The sequence below is a fragment of the Kitasatospora sp. NPDC036755 genome (assembly GCF_040636595.1).
In the GTDB taxonomy this organism is placed as follows: Bacteria; Actinomycetota; Actinomycetes; order Streptomycetales; family Streptomycetaceae; genus Kitasatospora.
This window is the reverse complement of the sequence record NZ_JBEZUT010000083.1, coordinates 1-13,832: the sequence shown is the minus strand read 5'-3', so window position 1 is coordinate 13,832 and position 13,832 is coordinate 1. Positions and strand designations below refer to the sequence as shown.

General features: G+C 73.4%; 14 protein-coding genes and 1 pseudogene. 5 read left to right on the top strand and 10 right to left on the bottom strand.

Annotated elements, in window-relative coordinates:
* Positions 1 to 127: 127 nt before the first annotated feature.
* Positions 128 to 1,930 (bottom strand): diguanylate cyclase, encoded by a 1,803-nt coding sequence (locus AB0E96_RS15240; RefSeq protein ID WP_359823209.1) that lies wholly within the window; start codon positions 1,928 to 1,930, stop codon positions 128 to 130.
* 370 nt (positions 1,931 to 2,300) lie between these two features.
* Here AB0E96_RS15240 and AB0E96_RS15235 point away from each other — a divergent pair, with 370 nt between their 5' ends.
* Entirely contained in the window at positions 2,301 to 2,828 is a 528-nt protein-coding gene (locus AB0E96_RS15235) for a flavin reductase family protein (protein WP_359823207.1), read from the top strand.
* A 13-nt stretch (positions 2,829 to 2,841) separates the two neighbouring features.
* On the opposite strand, the gene arfB is transcribed toward AB0E96_RS15235, so the two are convergent.
* Positions 2,842 to 3,276: an alternative ribosome rescue aminoacyl-tRNA hydrolase ArfB gene (gene arfB, locus AB0E96_RS15230; protein WP_359823205.1), complete on the bottom strand. Its 435-nt coding sequence runs from the start codon at positions 3,274 to 3,276 to the stop codon at positions 2,842 to 2,844.
* Between the two features lie 108 nt (positions 3,277 to 3,384).
* On the opposite strand from arfB, the gene AB0E96_RS15225 reads away from it, so the two are divergent.
* Together AB0E96_RS15225 and AB0E96_RS15220 are read left to right on the top strand one after the other, a co-directional pair.
* Positions 3,385 to 3,873, top strand: coding sequence for a hypothetical protein (locus AB0E96_RS15225; protein ID WP_359823203.1), 489 nt, complete (start codon positions 3,385 to 3,387; stop codon positions 3,871 to 3,873).
* Between the two features lie 134 nt (positions 3,874 to 4,007).
* Entirely contained in the window at positions 4,008 to 4,583 is a 576-nt protein-coding gene (locus tag AB0E96_RS15220; protein WP_359823200.1) for a TerD family protein, read from the top strand.
* A gap of 101 nt (positions 4,584 to 4,684) precedes the next feature.
* On the opposite strand, the gene AB0E96_RS15215 is transcribed toward AB0E96_RS15220, so the two are convergent.
* From AB0E96_RS15215 to AB0E96_RS15185, 7 genes are all read right to left on the bottom strand, one after another.
* Positions 4,685 to 5,860, bottom strand: a complete 1,176-nt coding sequence (locus AB0E96_RS15215) for a hypothetical protein (protein WP_359823198.1) — start codon at positions 5,858 to 5,860, stop codon at positions 4,685 to 4,687.
* A 145-nt stretch (positions 5,861 to 6,005) separates the two neighbouring features.
* The gene (locus AB0E96_RS15210) at positions 6,006 to 6,494 is read right to left on the bottom strand and encodes a DUF3180 domain-containing protein (protein WP_359823196.1); all 489 of its coding nucleotides are present in this window, start codon (positions 6,492 to 6,494) and stop codon (positions 6,006 to 6,008) included.
* A 194-nt stretch (positions 6,495 to 6,688) separates the two neighbouring features.
* A complete protein-coding gene (gene folK, locus AB0E96_RS15205) occupies positions 6,689 to 7,288 on the bottom strand; it encodes a 2-amino-4-hydroxy-6-hydroxymethyldihydropteridine diphosphokinase (RefSeq protein ID WP_359823193.1) in 600 nt (199 codons plus the stop codon).
* Positions 7,289 to 7,331: 43 nt separating this feature from the next.
* Entirely contained in the window at positions 7,332 to 7,691 is a 360-nt protein-coding gene (folB, locus tag AB0E96_RS15200; RefSeq protein WP_224281670.1) for a dihydroneopterin aldolase, read from the bottom strand.
* 246 nt (positions 7,692 to 7,937) lie between these two features.
* On the bottom strand, positions 7,938 to 8,435 hold the full coding sequence (locus tag AB0E96_RS15195; RefSeq protein ID WP_359823191.1) for a nuclear transport factor 2 family protein: 498 nt from the start codon (positions 8,433 to 8,435) through the stop codon (positions 7,938 to 7,940).
* 10 nt (positions 8,436 to 8,445) lie between these two features.
* Positions 8,446 to 9,327, bottom strand: a complete 882-nt coding sequence (folP, locus tag AB0E96_RS15190; RefSeq protein ID WP_359823188.1) for a dihydropteroate synthase — start codon at positions 9,325 to 9,327, stop codon at positions 8,446 to 8,448.
* Positions 9,328 to 9,407: 80 nt separating this feature from the next.
* Entirely contained in the window at positions 9,408 to 11,252 is a 1,845-nt protein-coding gene (locus tag AB0E96_RS15185; protein WP_359823185.1) for a phosphatidylglycerol lysyltransferase domain-containing protein, read from the bottom strand.
* 377 nt (positions 11,253 to 11,629) lie between these two features.
* Between AB0E96_RS15185 and AB0E96_RS15180 the strand changes: the two genes are divergently transcribed.
* A complete protein-coding gene (locus AB0E96_RS15180) occupies positions 11,630 to 12,784 on the top strand; it encodes an alpha/beta hydrolase-fold protein (protein ID WP_359823182.1) in 1,155 nt (384 codons plus the stop codon).
* Between the two features lie 128 nt (positions 12,785 to 12,912).
* A complete protein-coding gene (locus AB0E96_RS15175; protein ID WP_359823179.1) occupies positions 12,913 to 13,701 on the top strand; it encodes a ferritin-like domain-containing protein in 789 nt (262 codons plus the stop codon).
* Between the two features lie 31 nt (positions 13,702 to 13,732).
* Here the strand turns inward: AB0E96_RS15175 and AB0E96_RS15170 are convergent.
* Positions 13,733 to 13,832 (bottom strand): annotated as a pseudogene (locus tag AB0E96_RS15170) (GTP cyclohydrolase I FolE); the annotation flags it as partial.

Genomic DNA, 13,832 nt, shown 5'->3' with positions numbered 1-13,832 from the left:
AGATCATCGACGCTGTCGTACCGGGAACCCTACCTGTCGTATGTGACGGCGGGAAAAGACCCCTTGACAACTCACGGGTAACCCGGACCGACCAGGGCGGACCGGGGCCCCGCCGCCGTCCGCCGGTTCAGCCCGCGCGCCGGTGCGAACGCTCGCCGCGCGCCCCGCGCACCGCCCCGCCCCGCGCCCGCTTCTCGTCGTACATCCGCTCGTCGGCGGTCTGCAGCACCTCCTCGATGCTCATCCCGCAGCCGGCCCAGCCGACCCCGAGGCTCACGCCCACCCTCATCGCCCGGCCGTCGATCCGCATCGGCGGGATGATCGCGCCCCGCAGCCGGTGGGCGAGGTCCTTCGCCTCCTCGCGGCCGATCCCGTCGGCCAGCACCACGAACTCGTCACCGCCGAGCCTGGCCACCGTGTCGCCGTCCCGGACGGCCTGGCTCAGCCGCCGGGCGACCTCGACCAGCACCGCGTCGCCCGCGTTGTGACCGAACCGGTCGTTGATCGACTTGAAGCCGTCCAGGTCGCAGAAGAGCACCGCGAGCCCCTTGTCCACCGCCGCCGCACCGCCGGAGCGGAACGGCGAGGACCAGGCGTCGCCGCCCGGGCCGTACTCCGCCGGGACGACCGCGTGCACGTGCTCCCCGCAGGCCGGGCCGAGCGCGCCCGGCAGTTCCTCGGGCAGCCCGTAGCCGTGCACCCGCCCGGTGTACGGGTCCGCGCCCTCCGGCCCGTCGTACGCCGTGTGCGCGCTGTACGCCGTGTGCGCGCCGTACGTGTCGACCGGGTGGCCGTACGGCTGCGGGTAGGCCGCCTCGACCTGGCCGGCGGCACCGACCGGCTGCGGCCGGGCGCAGAGCCGGCGGGCCAGCCGGGCCTTGAGCTCGGCGCCGTTCGGCAGCCCGGTGAGCGCGTCGTGGCTGGCCCGGTGGGCGAGCTGGAACTCGTGCCGCTTGCGGTCCTCGATGTCCTCGACGTGGGTGAGCAGGAAGCTCGGGCCCTCGGCCGCGTCCGCGACGATCGAGTTGCGCAGGCAGACCCACTGGTAGCCGCCGTCCCGCCGGGACAGCCGCAGCTCGGCGCGGCCGCTCTCGGCGCTGGTGCGCTCCAGCAGCGCCCGGTCCTCGGGGTGCACCAGGTCGGCGAAGCTCTGCTGGCGCAGCACCGCCCGGGGCCGGCCGAGCAGCCGGCAGAGCGCGTCGTTGACCCTGGTCAGCTGGCCGCGTCCGGCGCCGTGCAGCTCGGTGATCGCCATCCCGCTGGGCGCGTACTCGAAGGCCTGGCGGAAGCTCTCCTCGCTGGCCCGCAGGGCCTGCTGCTCCTTCTCCAGGCGGGCCAGCGCGCGCTGCATCTCGGCCCGCAGCCGGGCGTTGCCGATCGCGATGGAGGCCTGCAGCGAGAACATCTCCAGTGCCTCGCGGGTCCACGCCCCGGGCCGCTTGCCGCTGCGCGGGCGGTCCACCGAGAGGACGCCGAGGAGGTCGCCGCCCGCGCTGTACATCGGGGCGAGCAGCCCGTCGGCGGGGTGCCAGTCGTTGGCGTACACCGGGAGCGGGCCGTCCCCGATCCAGCGCGGGATGTCACTGGCGACGGCCCAGCCGCGGTCGTACGGCAGGAAGCGCAGGGTGCCCCAGTGGTCGCTGACGCCGAGCAGCCGGTCCCAGGACTCCCGGGAGCCGACCTGGCCGAGCAGCACGGAGGGGCCGCCCATCGGGCTCTCCTCCAGTTCCCAGACGGCCGCCACCACGAGGTCGCCGTCCGGCCGGACCAGGCTGACCGCGGCGGCGTCGAAGCCGAGTCCGTGCACCGCGCCCTCGACGACGGCCTGGAGGGTGCCAGCGAGGCTGCGGGCAGCGTTGAGGTCCGCCACGACCCGGTGCAAGGTGCGGAGGGTCGCGAGACGGACGTACGGCTCCGACTCGGCTTCCATGCGGGGGCTCCCCGGCTGCTTCGGATAGTTCGTGATTGGTTATCGTCCGATTGCCAGAAGAACTGAATCACAGGGAGCACAGCGCTCGGCACGCTCGGTCAGCAATAGGCCATCACTTGTGACTTAAATCACACGAGACTAATGCACCCTTAATCAGTTCATCTGTCCCATAGCGGGACATACAGCGCTAGGGGAACAATTCTGGGGTCGACCGCAATGGGCCCGGGCTGAAGCCGAGTGCGCCCGCCACTCCGGCCGCTTCACTCCTACGAGTGAGTTCGGCCACCGGGCGCAACCCTTCGGCCGGACCGCCGGTCCTACGACCAAGGCCCGATGCGGTTTCTCCCGGGTGACGACTACCGTGCGGTACGTGTACCCGTCGCCGCAGCCCGAAGCTGCCCCCCACGCCACGCCCGACGAGTTCCGGGCTGCCCTCTCCCAGCTCGCCGCCGGCGTGAGCCTGGTGACCGTCCACGACCCGGAGGACGGCGAGGACGTCGGCATGACCGCCACGTCCTTCCTCTCGGTGTCGCTGGAGCCGCCGCTGGTGCTGATCTCGGTCCGCGAGGACTCCCGGATGGACGAGGTGCTCTCCCGGGCGGACACCTGGGCGGTCTCGGTGCTGACCGAGGGCCAGAAGACGCTCGGCTCCCGGTTCGCCATGAAGGGCCGGCTCAGCGACCGGCTGCTGTTCGCGGACACCCCGCACCACCGCGGCGCGCACACCGGCGCCCCGCTGATCGACGGCGCGCTGGCCACCGTCGAGTGCCGCACCGAGCAGCGGATACCCGCCGGCGACCACACCCTGCTGCTCGGCCGCGTCCTGGAGGCCGTGGTGCCCGACCCCGGCGGCCACCCGCTGCTCTACTTCCGCGGCGGCTACCGCACCCTGGGCTGAGGACCTCCGCCGGCTACTCGCCGCCCCGCGGCGCCCGGCGGCCCTGCTTGAGTTCGGAGCGGTGCCGCTTGTTGTACAGCCGCCGCTCGACCATCCCCCGGCTCGGCCTCGTCGCCCGCCGGGCCTTCGGCGGCGGTGCGCACGCCTCGGTCAGCAGCGCCGACAGCCGGGCCGCGGCCGCCTCCCGGTTGCGCCACTGCGAACGGAACTCCGAGGCCTGGACGACCAGCACCCGGCCGTCCACCAGCCGACCGGCCAGCCGCTCCAGCGCGCGCTCGCGCCACACCTCGGGCAGCGCCCTGGTCGAGGCCAGGTCGAAGCGCAGCTCCGCCCTGGAGTCGGAGGTGTTCACGTGCTGGCCGCCGGGGCCGGAGGAACGCGAGAAGCGCCAGACGAGCTCGGCGTCGGGGACGACCACCGACCCCCGTACGCGGATGGGCTCGGACATGCGTCCATCATCCCGCGCCCGGCCCGCGCGGTCACCCGGTTATCGGTACGGCCGCCGGTTTCCGCACCCGGTTACCTCCGGGCGCCCCGAGCCCCGACAATGGCCTACGTGATCGAGCTCGGCTACTCCCTCTCCAACCGCTTCCCCGACCCCCCGCAGACGGACTACCGCACCGCGTCCGTGCACGCCCTGCGGTACGACCTGTTCTGCGGCGACGTCTACCTGGACGGCGAGGGCGCCGAGCTGTCCACCGCCTGGGGCTGGGTGCCGGTGCTCGACTTCGCCTGGGCGCTGTGCGACATCGCCGAGCTCCTGGACCGCGACCCGGACGGCGGCCGGGCCGCCCGGGTGCAGACCGCGGACCTCGACTTCACCCAGAACACCGAGCTGCTGCGCTTCGCCCGCCGCTTCAACTGGGTCGAGGTCACCGCCACCTGGCTGCCGGACGAGCCGCCGGTGGTGGTCCGGCACGGCGAACTGCGGCGCGAGGCCCGGGACTTCCTCCAGGACACCCTGGCCGACCTCTTCGACATGCACTCCGGTCTGGCCGACAACCCGAACATCTGGACGCTGCAGGGGCGGTTCCGGCGGATCTGACACCGGCTTTGCCCGGGCTTTGCCCTCCGATTGGCGCCCACGAAGAATTCACGGCCCCTGCGGAACCAAGCCGCCGGAGTATTGCGTTGTCCCGGGAAATAGCGAACGAAGCGAACGAAGGGACTGCAATCGTCATGCCAGTGAGCCTCTCCAAGGGTGGCAACGTCTCGCTGACCAAGGAGGCCCCCGGCCTGTCCGCGGTCACCGTCGGCCTGGGCTGGGACGTCCGCACCACGACCGGCGCCGAGTTCGACCTCGACGCCAGCGCGATCGTCCTGAACGCGGACGGCAAGGTGCTGTCCAACGCCCACTTCGTCTTCTTCAACAACACCAGCACGCCGGACAACACCGTCGTGCACACCGGTGACAACCGCACCGGTGAGGGCGCGGGCGACGACGAGTCGATCAACGTCAACCTGGCCGGCCTGCCGGCCGAGGCCGTCAAGATCACCTTCCCGGTCACCATCTACGACGGCGTCGCCCGCGGCCAGAACTTCGGCCAGGTCCGCAACGCCTACATCCGCGTGGTGAACGCGGCCGGCAGCGCCGAGATCGCCCGCTACGACCTCTCCGAGGACGCCGCCACCGAGACCGCGATGATCTTCGGCGAGCTCTACCGCAACGGCGCGGAGTGGAAGTTCCGCGCCGTCGGCCAGGGCTACGCCTCCGGCCTGGCCGGCATCGCCCAGGACTTCGGCGTCCAGATCTGACGCACCCGCGGGAAATGCCGCGGCGCGGGAAGCCGGTTCTCCGACTTCCCGCGCCGCGGCTTCCGTTTTCCCGGGGCCGCCGGGCCGAGGCCCGGCGGGCCTCAGCGCGAGGCGCGCAGCTCGGGCAGCTGGATCAGCTCGGTCTCGTCCTCCGGCGTCAGGTCCACCACCGTCGGCTCGCCCGGCTCCGTCCGCTCGGCCGACTCCGCCGCCCGGGCCTCCGCCTCGGCCTTCGCGGCCACCGCCTCGTCGCCCACCACGTCCGCCAGGTCGGCGCGCTCCCCCAGCTCGGCGACGCTGCCCACCGCCGGCGCCGGGGCGGCCGGGGCCGCCGGGCGCACCGGGGCGGCCGAGCCGCGGCCGAAGAAGCTGAAGCCCTGCCCGCGGGCCGGCCCGGACTGCGCCGGCCGCGGCCGCTGCCGCTCCACCGGCGCGGGCGCCGCGGCGGGCACCGAGGGCGTGCCGCCGAGCTGACCGACCGTCGCCGTCAGCGCCGGACGCACCGGCTCGGGCCGCACCGCCGGCCGGGCCGCCGACTGGGTCGCCGACTGCGACGCCGACTGGGCCGCCGACTGGGCCGCCGGAGCCTGCCCCGGGGTGGGCACCGAGGGCGCCACCGGGGCCGGCACGGCCACCGGGGCGGGTGCCGGAGCCGGAACGGCGGCAGCGGCGGTGGCAGCGGCCGTACGCGCCCGCAGCGCCACCTCGGCCCCCGCCGTGCGCTCCCGCTGTGCCTCCTCCTCCGCCGCGCGGCGCTCCAGCAGCCGCAGCACGGCCGCCGCCCGCACGAACGCGGCCGGGCTGGCCGGGTGCTTCGGACGGCTCGCGGCGAGCGCCCGCTGGGCCGCCTCGGCCTCCTTGAGCGCCTGCTCGGCCACCGCCACGGCCCGCTCGCGCAGCAGTCGGGCGATCTCCGTCTCGGCCTTGGCCAGCCGCGACTTCTCCGCCGTCAGCCGCCGCCCGAAGCGGGTGGCCCGCTCCTCGGCGACCTCGGCCGCGTACTCGGCCTCGGCCAGCTGCTCCTCGAACCGCTCCTCGGCGCGCAGCCGCTGGGCCGCGGACATCTCGGCGGCCGCCCGGGCCGCCTTGTCCCGCTGGCGCAGCAGCAGCGCGAAGCCGAGCGTCGCGATCACGGCCGCGACGCCCACCGAGCGCACCAGGACGGTGTCCTGACTGAAAAGCAGCGCGGCCAGTGCGGCGACCAGCAGTACGCCGGCGGCGGTGGGGGGAAAGGCCCGGCCGAGGACGGAGGAATGACGGTGGCGTCCGCGAGACATGCCCAAGAAACTAGCGTGCGAATTGGGGCCGTGTCAGCCCAGGGTCCCCTTCCGCCCTTGACAGGGGGAGGTTTTTACCGCACGTGCCCGGCCTCTCACGCAAGATCACGAAGAAAGCCCTGCTCAGCGGCGTCCGGCCGGAGCCTCAGCGGTGCGAGGCCGCCGGACCGCCCGGGTCGTCGTGGTTCTCCGGCAGCTTGCACACGTGCTGGATCCAGAGCGCCGCCGCGATCACCGCGGCCCCCGCCAGCACCGCGAGCCCGGCCGTCACGGCCTGGTCCTTGCGGGCCGACACGTCCAGCTCGCCCAGCAGGTGGATCCCCGCCCCCGCGTAGACGCCGGTGACCACCGACGAGACCAGCGCACTGGCCTGCCCCAGCACCACGGCCCGGGCCGCCAGCAGCGGGTCGACCCCCTTCGCCCCGGGCTGCCGCTCGCGCACCGCCTTCAGCCGGGCCCGCAGCGACAGCGCGGTCGCCAGCAGGATCACCGCCACCGCCGCGAGCACCACCGGCGCCGCGGCCGGCACGGCCGGCAGCGTGTCCACGGAGGCCCACAGCTTGGAGCCCGCCCAGGACAGCGCCGTCGTGGCGACGGTGATGCCGATCAGCAGACGGAGGCGAAGCAGCTTCACTCGGAGGATGTCCTTCCCGGGTACCGGAACCGGTCGCCCGCCCGGTGGCCCGGCGCGGCGACGCCAAGCCACCGTACCGGGCCCGGCCGGGCGGACCCGCGCGAACGGCGGACACCTACTCGTACGGCCGGGCCCCCGGCCGAGTTCCCAGGCCCGGGGCCCGGGGCCACGCCCCGGGCCGTGCCGGACCGGCGCTACTCCGGCAGCGTCAGCCGGATGTCCTCGCGGCGCTTCACGCCCTGCGCGTCCGGGCCGCCCAGCGCGGTCAGCAGCGCGTCCACCCGCCCGTGCCCGGGCACCTCGGCCTCCGGCTGGGCGTCCAGCCAGGGGGCGAGGACGAAGGCCCGCTCGTGCGAGCGCGGGTGCGGCAGCAGCAGCTGCGGGTCGTCGCTCAGCACGCCCTCGTAGGCCAGGATGTCGACGTCCAGGGTGCGCGGGCCCCAGTGGACGGTCCGCACCCGCCCGAAGGCGTCCTCGATGGCGTTGCCGCGCTCCAGCAGGTCCCGCGGGGGCAGCGAGGTGCGCAGCACGACGACCGCGTTGTAGTAGTTCGGCTGCTCCTCGGGGCCGCCGACGGCCTCCGTCTCGTACACCGCGGAGACGGACTTGATCTTCAGCCCCGGGGTGTCGGCGAGCGCGTCGACGGCGCCCTGGAGGGTGTCCAGCCGGTTGCCCAGGTTGCTGCCGAGCGCGACCACCGCCCAGCGCTGGCTGTGCAGCGTGGTGTCGACGGAGTCCACCCGGCTCTCCAGGTCGAACGTGCTCGGCGAGGCGGTCGGGTCACTGGTGCTCATCGATGAATTCCCTCTGCATCGGATACCGGGCGCGCGGTGGGGGTCATGCGCGGCCCCGGTGGATGGTCACGGTCACGTCGTCGAACGGCACGGTGATCGGGGCGTCCGGCTTGTGCACGGTGACCTCGACCTCCTCGACCGCTTCGTGCTTGAGGCACTGGTCGGCGATCCGCTGGGCCAGCGTCTCGATCAGGTCGACCGGCTCACCGGCGATGATCGCGGTGACCTCCTCCGCCACGAGGCCGTAGTGCGCGGTGCGGGTGAGGTCGTCTCCGGCCGCGGCGGGGCGGGTGTCCAGGTACAGGACGAGGTCGACCACGAAGGTCTGCCCCTCGACGCGCTCGCGCTCGAAGACGCCGTGGTGGCCCCGGGCTCGCAGCCCCCGCAGGGTGACGCGGTCCAGCAAACGAATCACTGCTCCCAGTCGGACGGGCCCCACCCGGAGACAGGCATGGACGGGCAGGGCGAAGGCGGGCAGCACGCCCGCCACTCCGTTTCGAATCTACCCGCGAGCACGGACAACGCCTGACCGTCCTACCCGGCACGAACCGACGCCACGCGCACCGATATGGCAATTGACGTGAACGTTCGGTGACCACCCGGAAATTCCCGGTGACTTCCCGGCGCGGAATTCCCGGAGTCGCCGGAATCAGCTCTCCTCGTCGTCGTCCCCGCTGGTCAGAACGGGTGAACCGTGATGCGACCAGAGCTTCCACCCGGCCGGGGTACGGCGGAACAGATTCGTCGACACGACCTTTCCGCCGACCAGCGGTCCGAGTTCCCCCTCCTCCTCCGACTCGCCGCCGGACAGGATGTTCTCGGTGCACGTGACAAGGGCCACATCGCCGTGCACCTCGGCCTCGACATCGGTCAGGAAGAACTGGATGTACTCCGTGTTCATCATGATCAGCATGTACGAGCGGGTCACCTGGGCCCGGCCGCGCAGCACCGGCCAGCCCGGGTGGACGCACACCACGCCGCCCTTGTCGTCGGCGTCCGCGGCGCCCAGCCAGGCGTCCTCGACCGCTTCCAGGTCCCCCCGCTCCAGCGCCTCGTAGAGCCCCCGGTTCGCCGCGAGCACGGCCTCCAGGTCCGCCGCCCCGGCCCGACCCGCCGTACCGCCGCTCAACCTGCCGTCACCCGTCACAGACCCTCCCTCACCCCAACCGCGCCGCGTGCTGCCATGCCGCGACGACCCGGACGGCATCCGCCGTGCCGGACACGTCGTGCACCCGCACCGCCCAGGCTCCGGCCCGGGCGGACAGCACCGACACCGCGGCCGTCGCGTCGTCGCGTTCCCGGGCCGGGCGCAGTTCCCCGGTTGCCGGGTCGGCGAGCAGCGTACCCAGGAACCGCTTGCGCGAAGCCGCCACGAGCACGGGACGGCCGAGCGCGGTGAGCGCGTCCAGCCGCCCGAGCAGCGCCCAGTTGTGCTCGGAGGTCTTGGCGAAGCCGAGCCCCGGGTCGAGGATCAGCTGGTCCTCCTTGACCCCGGCGGCCAGCAGCGCGTCCACCCGGTCGCCCAGTTCGGCGACCACGTCCCGGACCACGTCGTCGTAGACGGCCATCCGGTCCATGTCGGCGGACTGCCCGCGCCAGTGCATCACCACGAAGGGCGCGCCGGTCTCGGCGACCACCCGGGCCATCGCCGGGTCGGCGAGCCCGCCGGAGACGTCGTTGACGATCGCGGCGCCGGCCTCGACGGCCCGCTCGGCGACCGAGGCCCGCATGGTGTCCACGGAGACCAGCACCCCGGCGTCGGCGAGCTCGCGCACCACCGGGAGCACCCGGCGCAGCTCCTCCTCCTCGGGCACCCGCCGCGTGCCCGGCCGGGTGGACTCGCCGCCCACGTCCACCAGGTCCGCGCCCCGGGCCCGCAGCGCGAGGCCGTGCGCGATCGCCTTGGCGGGGTCGTGCCACATCCCGCCGTCCGAGAAGGAATCGGGCGTGACGTTGACCACACCCATCACGGCGCAACGCTCCAGCCGCGGCAGACCGGCCGGCAGGGAGAAGGACGGCGAATCGTTCATGCCTCCCATTATCGAACGGGGCCCCCGCCGAGGGTTCTCGGCGGGGGCCCCGTTCGGTGCCGGCGGGCCCCGGAGGGCGGCCGCGGGCCTCAGGCGGCCTCGGTGACCTCACGGGTCGACGGGACCGGCATCAGCCCCTCGCGCTGCCGCTTGCGGCCGAAGCGGGGCATCCCGAGGGTGATGAAGGCCTCCGCCTGCATCGCGGCGAAACCGATTCGCGGCAGGTCCCGGGTGCTCGGGAAGACCAGGAAGCGCGGCTCCCACTCGGGCTGGAACTTGGCGTTGAACTTGTACAGCGACTCGATCTGGAACCAGCGCGACAGGAACACCAGCAGCCCGCGCCAGGCGCGCAGCACCGGACCGGCGCCGATCCGCTCGCCGCGGGCCAGCGCCGAGCGGAACATCGCGAAGTTGAGCGACACCCGGCGCACGCCCATCGCGGGCACCGCCTGGAGCGCGGCGACGATCAGCAGCTCGTTCAGGCCCGGGTCGGCGGCGCGGTCGCGGCGCATCAGCTCCAGCGAGATGCCGTCCGGCCCCCAGGGCACGAAGTGCAGCACGGCCTTCAGGTCGTCGCCGCCCTCCTCGCCCTCCTCCGGGGCCTTGTGGGCGGTGACCACCACGCAGGCGTCGTCCAGCGGGTCGCCGAAGCGGCCGAGGGCCATCGAGAAGCCGCGCTCGGTGTCGGTGCCGCGCCAGCGGGCGGCGGCGTCGGCGATCCGGTACTTCTCCTCCGCGGTGAGCTCGGAGACCCGGCGCACCTTGCAGGAGTAGCCGTTGCGCTCGATCCGCTTGACCATCTGGCGCACGTTGCGCATGGCCCGGCCGGAGAGCGAGAAGGAGGCGGTGTCCACGATCGCCTCGTCGCCGAGCTCCAGCGCGTCCAGCTCCGCCTCGCGGGTCCAGACCTCGCCGCCGACCTCGCTGCACCCCATCACCGCCGGCACCCAGGCGTGCTCGCGGGCCTCGGCCATGAACACCTTGATCGCGCCGGGCCAGGCCTCGACGTCGCCGACCGGGTCGCCGGAGGCCAGCATCACGCCGGAGACCACCCGGTAGGAGATGGCGGCCTTGCCGGTGGGCGAGAACAGCACGCTCTTGTCGCGGCGCAGCGCGAAGTAGCCGAGCGAGTCGCGCTCGCCGTGCCGTTCGAGCAGCTCGCGGACCCTGTCCTCGTCCTCCGCGGTCAGCTCGGGCTTCGGCTTGCCCGGGCGCAGCGCCAGGTAGGCGGTGGTGAAGGCGGTCAGCAGGCCGAGCCCGCCGAGCAGGTAGGCGACCAGGTCGGACATCCGGTCGTTGTTGTACCGGACCGGGCCCTCGAAGCCGAACAGTCCGTACCCGACGTGCTGCAGGCGCTCGGCCAGGCCCGGGTGGCCGATCTCGTACTTGGTCCGGGTGCTCACGATCAGCAGGCCGAGCAGCACGCTGAGGACGCCCATGACGACCAGGTTGACCACCGCGCGCCAGCGGGTGCGCGGGTCGGCCTTGGCGTAGAACTCGCGCTGGTGCACCAGCATCACGGCGAGGAGCACCAGCGAGACGACCGCCGGGCCGATCTGGTGCCAGCGCACGATGTGCAGTGCGGCGCTGACCGGCAGCAGCACGCAGACCACCCGCCAGGCCCGCCGCTTGCGCCGGCGCAGCGCGTGCGCCAGCGGCACCAGCAGGATGCCGACCATCAGCGTGCCGACCGCCGCCAGGCTGGTCGTGCCGCCCGGCAGCTGCCCCGTGAAGGTGTGCATCCTGGTGTGCCGGAGCTTGGGGAACACCGCGCCGGCGATGTCCAGCAGGCCGATCAGCAGACAGGCGTAGCCGACCGCTCCGGGGAGCCAGGCCCTGGGAACGGCGGACGCCTGCTTGCGCAGCGTCTGCAGGCCGCGTCGACGGCGGGACGGCTGCTCGGGGCTCGGCTCAACGGACACGGGAACGCTCATGGAAGCTCAGCGTAGAGGCTGCGGTGCGGTGTCCCGTCACTCCGGGGGAGGGCGCGTGATGGACCTTCATGCCTATTCCTTCATCAGGCAATGCGCATACCAAGGACCCGGAAACGGTCGGTAAACCGGGGCCGTGGTCGCGCTGCGGGTTGAGCCGGCGGTGGGAGCCGGGGGCCCGCCGCAGCGTGGCGCGGCAGGGCCCTCCGGGACGCGTTACGTACGGTGGACGCCGCATTCTAGGGCGCCGGTTGCCTGCGGCTCCCCCCGCCCTGCCGGCCTGCCCCGGCGTCCGGACGGCCTAGCCACGGTGGCCCGGCCTGACGGACCGCCAGACGATGAAGCCTGCACCGCCAGTGTCCCACCGGAAGGCCGACGGCATGGAACTGACCAGCGAAGCGCTGGTGAACTCGCTGCTCGCGCTCGGCGTCGCGGCAATCGTCACGACCCTGTGGCTCTGGCCGCGGCTGGCGCCGCAGCGCCCGCTGCCGGTGCTCGGCCGGATCGGACTGCTGACGGTCGTTCAGGCCTCCGTCCTGGCCGTGCTCGCCCTGTCGGTGAACAACTCCTTCGGGTTCTACACCTCCTGGGGTGACCTGCTCAGTCCGGGCGGCGCCCAGCTCGCGCTGGCCGGCAACGACAACCACAAGGGCGGCGCCCCGGTCGCCGACGCACTGGTCCAGCCCACCACCGAGGGCGGCCTGGAGACCATCACCAACCTGCCGAAGGGCCCGCCCGAGGAGGTCGGCAAGGTCGAGTCGGTCCGGGTCAGCGGCAAGGAGACCGGCTTCTCCGACCAGATGTTCGTCTACCTGCCACCCGCGTACTTCGACCCCAAGCTCGCCCTGGTCCGCTTCCCCGTCCTGCTGGCCATCGCCGGCTACCCGGGCACCACCCTGAACCTGCTGCACGAGCTCCCCCTCGCCCAGACCGCGATCGAGCTGCAGCGCTCCGGCAAGATGCCGCCGACCGTCCTGGTGATGGCCCGACCGGCCGTCGTGCCGGCCCGGGACACCGAGTGCGTGGACGTCCCCGGCGGGCCGCGCACCGAGACCTGGTTCGTCAAGGACGTCCCCGAGGCCATCCTCGGCAACTACCGGGTGGGCCGCACGGCCGGCTCCTGGGGCACCCTCGGCTACTCCACCGGCGGCAGCTGCGCGCTGCGCCTGGCGATGCGCTTCCCGAACGTCTACGGCAGCGCGGCGAGCCTGCACGGCGACTTCACCGTGCGCCAGGACAACTACACCGGCGGCGACCTCTTCAACGGCGACAAGGCACTGGCCCAGCAGCACGACCTCGGCTGGCGGCTGCAGAACCTGCCGGTCCCCGCCCTCAACCTGCTGGCCGTCTCCACCCGCACGGAGGGCGACTACCCGCAGACCGTCCAGTTCGTCGAGCAGGCCACCAGGGCAGCGGCGGCCAACCCCCAGTTCAAGGTCGACTCGCTCTACCTGGACGACGGCGGCCACAACTTCGACAGCTGGACCAGGGAGCTGCCGGCCACGCTCGAATGGCTGGGAGCCCATCTCGGCTAGGGATTGCCGCTGGGACAGGTGAGTGACTACCCGCCGGTCGGCCCGGACGGCCGGCGCTCGGGGGGGAACGTATCGCGACCGCCCGTCGGCCCCCGCCGGGCACCGCCCCGGAACGCGCAGGAGGCGCCGTGCTGAGCACCCGCTCGCTCTTCGACGAGATCTACCGGAACGACCAGGCCTACCAGCTGTTCTGCAGCATCGCGGCCGGAGGCGAGGACCAGGGCGGCTGGGAGAACGAGCGGATCACCACGCTCACCCGGGATCCCGTCCTCGCCCCGAAGGTCGCCCGGCACGGTGCCGACGAGCGCAAGCACGGCCGGATCTTCGCCCAGCTGCTGCACAAGCGCGGCCTGCCCAAGGTGCCCGTGCCGGACGAGGCCGACTACTGCATGCTGCTGGAGCGCCAGGGCGTCGGGCTCTCGCACGAGCGGCTGAACAGCACCGTCCCGCTGACCGACCGCGAGATCATCACCTACCTCGCGCACAGCCGGGTCACCGAGCAGCGCGCCGCCGAGCAGATGCGCCGGCTGGTCAAGGCCTACGCCGACAACCCCGCCCTCGGCCGGGCGATGCGGATGATCTCCGCCGACGAGGACAACCACCTCGCCTACTGCCACGAGGAGCTGCTGCGGCTGGTCTCCGAGGGCCACGGCCCGTACATCCGGCACGCCCTGGAGACCAGCGCGCGCGGCGAGATCCGCACCCACCGGGACGTCGGGCTCGCCGTCACCGCCCGGATGGCCCGGATCCTGCGCTGGCCGCGCTGGCAGCTCGCCCTGGTCGCCCTCGGGGTGCACGCGCTGTACCTGTACGACCGCGCCTACGGCTGGCGCCGGATGGTCACGCTGCGGATGCCCGAGCGCCGCAACGCCCTGGGCACCCCGGCCCCGCCGCACGCGGAGCACGGGGTGCTCTGAGCCGCGCCCGGCTCCACGCGGGCCGGTGCCGCTAGCGGCCGATGATGAGGCTCATCGCCTCGGCCCGGGTGGCCGGGTCGCGCAGCTGGCCGCGCACGCAGGAGGTGATGGTCTTGGCGCCGGGCTTGCGG

Excerpts from the sequence above, each read along its gene's own strand:
- AB0E96_RS15240 (WP_359823209.1), bottom strand. The coding sequence starts at position 1,930 with ATGGAAGCCGAGTCGGAGCCGTACGTCCGTCTCGCGACCCTCCGCACC.
- arfB (WP_359823205.1), bottom strand. The coding sequence starts at position 3,276 with ATGTCCGAGCCCATCCGCGTACGGGGGTCGGTGGTCGTCCCCGACGCC.
- AB0E96_RS15220 (WP_359823200.1), top strand. The coding sequence starts at position 4,008 with ATGCCAGTGAGCCTCTCCAAGGGTGGCAACGTCTCGCTGACCAAGGAG.
- AB0E96_RS15215 (WP_359823198.1), bottom strand. The coding sequence starts at position 5,860 with ATGTCTCGCGGACGCCACCGTCATTCCTCCGTCCTCGGCCGGGCCTTT.
- folK (WP_359823193.1), bottom strand. The coding sequence starts at position 7,288 with ATGAGCACCAGTGACCCGACCGCCTCGCCGAGCACGTTCGACCTGGAG.
- folP (WP_359823188.1), bottom strand. The coding sequence starts at position 9,327 with ATGGGAGGCATGAACGATTCGCCGTCCTTCTCCCTGCCGGCCGGTCTG.
- AB0E96_RS15185 (WP_359823185.1), bottom strand. The coding sequence starts at position 11,252 with ATGAGCGTTCCCGTGTCCGTTGAGCCGAGCCCCGAGCAGCCGTCCCGC.
- AB0E96_RS15180 (WP_359823182.1), top strand. The coding sequence starts at position 11,630 with ATGGAACTGACCAGCGAAGCGCTGGTGAACTCGCTGCTCGCGCTCGGC.